The sequence below is a fragment of the Candidatus Xenohaliotis californiensis genome (genome assembly GCF_963930935.1).
In the GTDB taxonomy this organism is placed as follows: domain Bacteria; phylum Pseudomonadota; class Alphaproteobacteria; order Rickettsiales; family CAWVOK01; genus Xenohaliotis; species Xenohaliotis californiensis.
Map to the genome: position 1 here is coordinate 1 of NZ_CAWVOK010000019.1, position 5,636 is coordinate 5,636.

At 29.3% G+C, this 5,636-nt stretch carries 6 protein-coding genes; all 6 read left to right on the top strand.

What is annotated here, in order from left to right; genetic code table 11:
• Nucleotides 1-1,191 (top strand): adenosylmethionine--8-amino-7-oxononanoate transaminase (bioA, locus tag AABI72_RS02290; RefSeq protein WP_338364003.1); only part of this gene is annotated, 1,191 nt, incomplete at its 5' end.
• A 73-nt stretch (nucleotides 1,192-1,264) separates the two neighbouring features.
• A complete protein-coding gene (locus AABI72_RS02295) occupies nucleotides 1,265-1,918 on the top strand; it encodes a site-2 protease family protein (RefSeq protein ID WP_338364004.1) in 654 nt (217 codons plus the stop codon).
• Nucleotides 1,915-2,403: a site-2 protease family protein gene (locus AABI72_RS02300; protein ID WP_338364005.1), complete on the top strand. Its 489-nt coding sequence runs from the start codon at nucleotides 1,915-1,917 to the stop codon at nucleotides 2,401-2,403. The genes AABI72_RS02295 and AABI72_RS02300 overlap by 4 nt, the downstream gene beginning before the upstream one ends.
• Nucleotides 2,400-4,664: an outer membrane protein assembly factor BamA gene (bamA, locus tag AABI72_RS02305; RefSeq protein WP_338364007.1), complete on the top strand. Its 2,265-nt coding sequence runs from the start codon at nucleotides 2,400-2,402 to the stop codon at nucleotides 4,662-4,664. The genes AABI72_RS02300 and bamA overlap by 4 nt, the downstream gene beginning before the upstream one ends.
• A gap of 25 nt (nucleotides 4,665-4,689) precedes the next feature.
• A complete protein-coding gene (locus tag AABI72_RS02310) occupies nucleotides 4,690-5,184 on the top strand; it encodes an OmpH family outer membrane protein (RefSeq protein WP_338364009.1) in 495 nt (164 codons plus the stop codon).
• 3 nt (nucleotides 5,185-5,187) lie between these two features.
• On the top strand, nucleotides 5,188-5,634 hold the full coding sequence (gene fabZ, locus AABI72_RS02315; RefSeq protein ID WP_338364011.1) for a 3-hydroxyacyl-ACP dehydratase FabZ: 447 nt from the start codon (nucleotides 5,188-5,190) through the stop codon (nucleotides 5,632-5,634).
• Nucleotides 5,635-5,636 lie beyond the last annotated feature (2 nt).

The window sequence follows — 5,636 nt, forward strand, 5'->3', positions numbered from 1 at the left end:
CTATATCTATTTGATCACAATAATAAAAAATACCTGGACATGACATCAAATTGGTGGGCCAATATTATTGGCTACTCACAACCAAAAATAGCAGATGCTATTGCTAAACAAGCTTATAAATGTGCACATGTTAGATTTGCCGACCTTACACATGAGCCTGCAATACAACTAACCAAAGAAATGCTTGATATTCTACCTAGCACAATTGATAAAATTTTTTTTTCTGAAAGTGGCTCAAGTGCTGTAGAAGTAGCTGTAAAAATAGCACTACAATATTGGTTAAATAAAAATGTTAAAAATAAAAATAAAATAATTGCTTTCCAAGGAGGATTTCATGGAGAAACATTTGGCTCTATGGCATTAGGGAAAAGCACTGGATTTTTTGATCATTTTACTGAAAATCTCTTTCAAGTAGATTTTATGCCATATCCAGAAACATGGATTGATGATAAATTAGCTATTGATAAAGAGATGAAAGCTATAAATAGCATTAAGGAATTTATAAAAAAAGACAATATAGCAGCAGTAATAATTGAGCCAATAATTCAAGGTTCTAGTGGTATGAGAGTTGTTAATCCAATATTCATAAAAAAAATAACTAAATTATTTCAAGAAAACAATATACTAGTTATATATGATGAAATCATGACAGGTTTTGGCAGGCTGGGTGAATTTTTTTCTAGTGATATTGTTAAAACTGAGCCAGATATAATCTGCCTAGGTAAATCATTGAGTGGTGGTGTATTGCCAATTTCTGCTACAGCTGTTACAAAAAATGTTCATAATGTTTTTAATGGAATGTCATTTAAAACTGCTTTGGCACATGGCCATACATATTCAGCAAATCCAATATGTTGTGCAGCATCATTAGCATCACTGTATTTACTAAAGCATGACAATGTGCTTGAAAAAATAAAAAACATAGAAAAAACTCATCACAAAAATATTAACAAACTTTTATCAATCAAAGGTGTGTTAAAACCAAGAATTATAGGATCAATTATGGCCATAACTCTGGATGAGTCATATGATAAAAAAATGCATAATATAAAAAGTGAATTAACCAAGCTTGGTATATTAATTAGGCCACTTGAAAACAATATATATTTTATGCCTAATGCTATTGTTGAATGCAATGTTATTGAGCATGCATATGATATGTTAGCATGTGTGCTTAAAAATGCTGTGTAAATCTATTTTTTAGTTTCTTCTTGTTAAGAATTGTAATTTTTGTTATGCTAGGATTTGCTAATAATTAGGTTTTATGAGGTTGGTGTTGATATTGTCAACAATAAATTTTAGTAATACCTTTTTTTATACAATACCATTTTTAATAGTACTATCAATTCTGGTGTTTATTCATGAGTTTGGCCATTATTTAATAGCCAAATTATGTGGAGTAAAAATTGAAGAATTTTCAATAGGTTTTGGTAAAAGCATAGCATCCATTAAAGACAAAAGTGGCACTATGTGGAAATTTTCAATATTACCTTTTGGTGGTTATGTTAAAATGTTTGGCGATCAATCGCCTGCAAGTGCGCCTGATGCTAAAAAACTTAGCATCATTACAGATGATGAAAAAAAAATAGCTTTTTTTTATAAAAAACCATGGATAAAACTATTAATAGTTTTAGCTGGACCAGTCATGAACTTTGTCTTAGCCATTGTGCTTATAACAGGATTGTTTTATTTTCATGGTTATACAACTACAAGTAATATTATATCTTTTATAGAACAGGGCAGTCCAGCAGAAAAAGCTGGCCTTATTAAGGGAGATAAGATAATAGCTCTTAATAAGAAAAATATGAAAAATATGAATGATATTAGAAATTATATTATATTTAATGTTGGTGAAAGGTTAAATATGAACGAAATGGTGAGGTTGCAGAAACTAAAGCAACGCCAACTACTATTATGATGCACGATACTAGTGGAAAAAAAGTTTCTCTTGGCAGACTTGGAGTAGGATCAAATTTTAAAACAACAACTAAAGTTAGCATGATTAATGCAGCAATTCTTGCAATAAAAGAAGTACATGAGTTAACCATTGGCACAATAAAAGCATTGAAACAAATAATTACTGGTCAAAGGAGTTATAAAGAACTTGGTGGGCCATTGCATATAGCCAATACTATAGGTGAGACTGCAAAAATTGGTATTATTCCTTTAATATGGCTTACTGCAGTGATATCTGCAAATCTTGGATTGATTAATATGTTGCCAATTCCTGTATTAGATGGTGGGCACTTTATATACTATACATGGGAATTAATTTTTGCTAAGGCTATACCACCTCATTATCAAACAATTAGCTTTAGAGCAGGCATGTGCTTCATAGCAACTATATTTTTACTTATAACTTTTAATGACATAAAACATTTTATATATAAAATTTTTCTATGATGAAAATAGCACAATTATTTGCATATATTGTATGCATATGCTCACTATCAATGCAATCTCAGGCAATTTTAATTAAAAAAATAGATGTAGATGGTGTTAAAAGAGTTGATAAAAATATAGTAATATCAAAAAGTGGTTTAAAAAAAAACACAGAGATTAGTGAAAAAGATATTGATCAAGCCACAAAAATTCTTTATGCTACAGACCTTTTTAGTAAAATCTCTATTGTAGGACAAGGTGATCAAATAATAATCAAAGTTATAGAAAACCCAAAAATAAAAGAGATAATAATAAAAGGAAATAAGAGAATAGATACTAAAACTATCCGCAAAGAAATAAGATTCAAACCACTTTCTATTTTATCTGAAAATAAATTAAAGCAAGATATAAGAAAAATTAATGATATTTATATCAAAAGTGGCTCATTGGGAAGCAGGGTGGACTACAACATTAAAAATGCTGGTGATGGTATTGTAATCCTGTTAATCAATATTGATGAAGGCAGAAAGGCAACTATAAGAAATATAAGTTTTATGGGCAATAATAGTTTTACTAACAATATTTTAAAATCAGCAATAAAAACACACGAAAATAGATGGTATCACTTTGCAGCTGGTGGGATCAATATATACAATGAAGATCTTTTACTCTATGACCAAGAATTATTGAGAATATTTTACAATTCTCAGGGCTACTTTGATTTTACAACTATAAGTGTTATAGCAGAAGTTGTTGACAATAATTTTGTTGTTGATTTAATATTTGATGTTTATGAAGGTGAGAGATATTCTTTTGGTAAAATAACATTAAATGATGATATTCATCATGATATATATGGTTTGAATAAACTAATAAACATAAAACAAGGTGATCCATTTAATAAAAGATTTGTTGATGCAATATTAAGCAAGATGAATTCTAAAATTCTCAAAGAAGGCAATTCATCTTTAGCTGTTGAGCTAAAGCAAAAAAAACATATTGAAACAACAACAGTAGATGTTTTTTTTAATGTTGTTGAAGTTCCTAAAATTAAGCTAAACAAAATACATATAATGGGCAACACTGATACTAAAGATAGGGTAATCAGAAGGCAGCTAAAAGTTGATGAAACAGAAGAGTGTAATGCTCTTGCTATTGCCAGATCTAAAAATAGAGTTATGAAAAGTGGTTTATTTAAAATGGTTGATATATATCAATCAGATTCTGGCATAGATGATGTTATTGATCTGAATCTAGCTGTTGAAGAAGCGCAAACTACTTCTATTAATTTTGGAGCTGGATATGACAGCAGTCAAGGTATAGTTGGTGTTATATCTCTAGATGAAAAAAACTTTAGAGGCATGGGGCAAAAAATAAATATATCACTAAATCGTAATAATTACCAAAATGATTTTACGTTTGGTTTTCTTGAGCCATATTTAAATGAGCATGGTTGGTCAGCTGGTTTTGACATTTTTAGCATTAACCACAAATCAGAAGATGATGGTGCGTTTAAACAAAATAAATGTGGTATAGCTTTTTATCTTGGAAAAGAAATTACCGACAATATGAGTAGTATGGTAAAAATATCTCACTCAATGAGCAAAGTTTATAATGTTAGTCCAAATGCCTCACAGTTCATTAAAGAACAAGAAGGTAAGACAGATGCAACTATATTAGAACATAGTGCTTCATATAATAACTTCAACAATCCACTATATCCAACTGATGGATTTATGGCATCAGTTTTAAAAAGCATTGCATTGCCACTATCTAAAACAAAATTTTTCAAAACAGAATTTAAGTTAGCACATAATAAAACTATATTATCTGGAATTATACTAAGATCACTGGCTAGAATGGGTGTAATATCTGGTTATTCTGATCAAGATGTTAAGATAAACAACCGTTTTTTTATTGGAATGAATGATATCAGAGGATTTGATGTAAATGGTATTGGCCCTCGCGATAAAAAAACTGATGAAGCATTGGGTGGAAAGATTTATGCTGTGGCAAAAACCCAACTAGAAAGAAGTATTAATTTCTTACCACAGCTAGATTTAAAATGGGCTATATTTATTGACACTGCTACATTATTTGGTATTGACAACAGTTCTAATATTAATATTATGGATAGTAGAATTATCCGATTATCTTCAGGTATTGGACTTTCTTGGGTCTCACCACTTGGTCCTATGCGTATTGACTATGGTGTTCCAATAATAAAAAAAGATTTTGATAAAACAAAAAGAATGAGGTTTACAATTGGTTGGAATTTTTAAAAAAATTATATTTGTTTTGATCTGCATGGTAACATTTGCAACCAGTGCTGCACCAAAAGTTAATATATCAACTGTGGATTTACAGCTTATAATGGAAAAGGCTCAAGTTATAAAAGATATTAATGAACAAGTGGAAAAATTAGAAACAGATATGCGTAAGCAGTATGTTACTATTGAAGAAAAATATAACAAAGATAAGGAAGATTTGTTAAAAATAAAGTCAACTTTATCAACAGATGCCTATGAAAAAAAATTAGATGATATAAATCAACATTTTATGAAATCTCAAAATGATTTTCAATATCAAGAAAATCAAATTAATAAAGCTAGGTATACTTCTTTCTCTAAAGTACAAGAACAAATTATGAGCATAGTCTCCAACATTGCTAAAAAAGAAAATGTAAGCTTTGTAATACCAAAAGGTATTACTCTTTATTCAGATTCAGAAATAACAGAAGATGTGCTTAATCAGCTAAATGCTACAATGGCAAAATCAGAGCTTAAAATTGAAGATAAATAAATTATGCAAAATAACACTTTGTATGATATAAGTAAAATCATGGGGTTGCTACAACATAGATATCCCATGTTGTTGATTGACAAAATAATATCAGCAACAACTCAAAAAATAATTGCAATAAAAAATGTTTCAATAAATGAACCATTTTTCATGGGACATTTTCCTAAAAATCCAATTATGCCTGGAGTTTTGATAATTGAAGCAATGGCGCAAGCAGCTGGTGCTGGAACAATGATACTTAAAAACATGCAAGCTACAAATAATTCTATATGTTATTTTTCATCTATAGATAAAGCTAAATTTCGCAAACCAGTAATTCCAGGTGATATTTTGAGAATAGAAGTTGATATAGTCTCTAATAAATCTGGATTTTTTAAATTTGACTGCACAGCTAAAACTAATGATCAAATTGCTACAGAAGCTTCAATAAAAATATTTTTCAAATATTGATG